Source organism: Microbacterium sp. UBA837, from assembly GCF_002296025.1.
Taxonomy (GTDB): Bacteria; Actinomycetota; Actinomycetes; order Actinomycetales; family Microbacteriaceae; genus Microbacterium.
This window is the reverse complement of record NZ_DBHD01000009.1, coordinates 1-1,963: the sequence shown is the minus strand read 5'-3', so window position 1 is coordinate 1,963 and position 1,963 is coordinate 1. Positions and strand designations below refer to the sequence as shown.

At 66.8% G+C, this 1,963-nt stretch carries 3 protein-coding genes; 2 read left to right on the top strand and 1 reads right to left on the bottom strand.

From position 1 onward, the window contains the following. Nucleotides 1–55 precede the first annotated feature (55 nt). Nucleotides 56–547: a TadE family protein gene (locus B3587_RS01050; protein ID WP_292725915.1), complete on the top strand. Its 492-nt coding sequence runs from the start codon at nt 56–58 to the stop codon at nt 545–547. Between the two features lie 29 nt (nt 548–576). Then, a complete protein-coding gene (locus B3587_RS01045) occupies nt 577–990 on the top strand; it encodes a pilus assembly protein TadG-related protein (RefSeq protein WP_348681644.1) in 414 nt (137 codons plus the stop codon). Nucleotides 991–1,531: 541 nt separating this feature from the next. Here B3587_RS01045 and B3587_RS01040 read toward each other — a convergent pair. Then, nucleotides 1,532–1,963 (bottom strand): cation-translocating P-type ATPase C-terminal domain-containing protein (locus B3587_RS01040; RefSeq protein WP_292725913.1); only part of this gene is annotated, 432 nt, incomplete at its 5' end.

Sequence of the window (1,963 nt, the reverse complement as noted above, 5' to 3'; positions counted from 1 at the left end):
GGGATCCCGCTCGTCGGCCTGTGGCCGAGCGGACTGCAGACGGAGGTGACAGCTCATGCTCCGCTGGAGTCGTTCGATCGCTGACCGGTTGCGTTCGCGACTGGCTCGGATTCTCCGCGAGGACGACGGCTCTGCTTCCCTCGAGTTCCTCACGGTCGGACTCCTGATGCTCGTTCCGCTTATCTATGTCGTCGTCGCGCTCGGGCAGATTCAGCATCAGGCGCTCGGTGCCGAAGCCGCAGCCCGCCACGTTGCCCGGGCGATTTCGCTGTCGTCGGATGCGGCATCCGCTGGCTCGAGCGCGTTCGAGGTGCTGTCGGCGGTGATGGCGGAGTACGACCTGGATGCCTCCATCACGTCCCTGTCGATTTCGTGTGTCCCGGCGTCGGCATCTTGCCCGACAGCGGGGTCGACCGTTCGGGTCTCGGTCGCGACGCGCGTCTCGCTGCCCCTCGCGCCGCCGGTTCTCGGTCTCGATCAGATCGCGAGCGTTCCGGTCGAGGCCAGTGCGGTGCAGCGGATGTCGCGATTCTGGAGCGGCGGATGAGGGCGGTAGGGAGGCGGCTTCGTGATTCGGTGCATGCCGCGGGTGACGAGGACGGCAGCATTCTGCCGCTCGTGCTGGGGTACGCGATGCTCGCGCTCGTGCTGATCCTCGTGACTGTCGATGCGACGAGCCTGTACCTCGCGCAGAAGCGACTCGACAGCGTCGCGGATGCTGCAGCGCTCGCCGGAGCTGACGGGTTCACGCTCACGATCGCCGGTGGTTCGCCGCGCGCCGAGCTCTCGTCGGGCGATGTGTACGCGCAGGCGAGTGCGCTGCTGGCACAGTCGGATGCCGACGCGAGTCTGGTCTCGGCATCCACGCCCGACGGGGTGTCGGCTCGGGTGACGGTTGCGGGGCAGTGGCATCCCCCGGTCTTCAGTCTCTTCGTGCCCGCCGGGGTCTCGCTCCAAGCCACCGCGACCAGCCGCAATGCACTGCACTGAAGGAGTCTGGCGAGGGCAAGAGAAGCGGCTCACTGCGAATCGTTCACCTCGAGGACGATTCGCCCGTCGGTTCCGATGACTCCGGGTCCCTTGTCGGGAGTCGGCGCGGGCGCAGGGATGATCTTGTGAGCGCGAGGGCTTCTTCGTCGAACGGATCGAACCGAGCGGTGCGAGCGCGGCGCTTGATGTCGCATGGCGCACGCGGAAGCTATGAGCGACCCGGGCCGTGCCGGCAGAGTCACTCATCGGTTGGCAGGTTGGTGGGGCAGCAGCCGCCTGCGAGCAGCACCACGATCCGTCTTGTTCGCCGACGTGATCGGCTGATCGTGGAGTGAAAATCCGTTCCGGCGCCGAGAATTCAGTCAGGCGACCTATTCGGCGGCGCCGGAACGGATTCTCATCATTGCGGGCTACGGAGTTGTGAGGCTGGATTCCTCATTCGTAGCTGCGGATCGCGTTCAGCCCTGGAAGCCGATGGGTCAGCGGATGCCGAAACGGTCGCGGACCATGCCGTCGAAGTGGAGGGAGGGGACCAGGCCGCTCATGCCGCAGCCCTGCTCGCGAGGGACCGGCGGATCAGCTTGTCGACTTCGACCACGATCGGAGGGATGAGGGCAAGGCCGATCGCGAGCCACCATTGCGCGGCATCCAGCGGCGTGGTCATGAGTAGCGCGTTCATGAAGTCCAGCTCGACTGAAAGCACTGTGAGCACGATCGGGATCCACATCCACTTCAGGGCGTTGCTGATCGGTGCGGCAAGGCCCGACCCGGGGTCGCGACGCATCGCGAAGCCGGCGAGCACCGACCCGAGGCTCAGGACGACGAACGTCATCGTGACGGGGACCGACGGCTCGGTCTGGCTCGGCGTGCCGGGGGAGAGGAGCATCGCCGCCAGGGCCACCCCGAAGATGGCGACGCCGTAGAGCAGCCACTGGCCGATCGACCGGGCGTTCGCGAGCGGCACCTTCGTGTC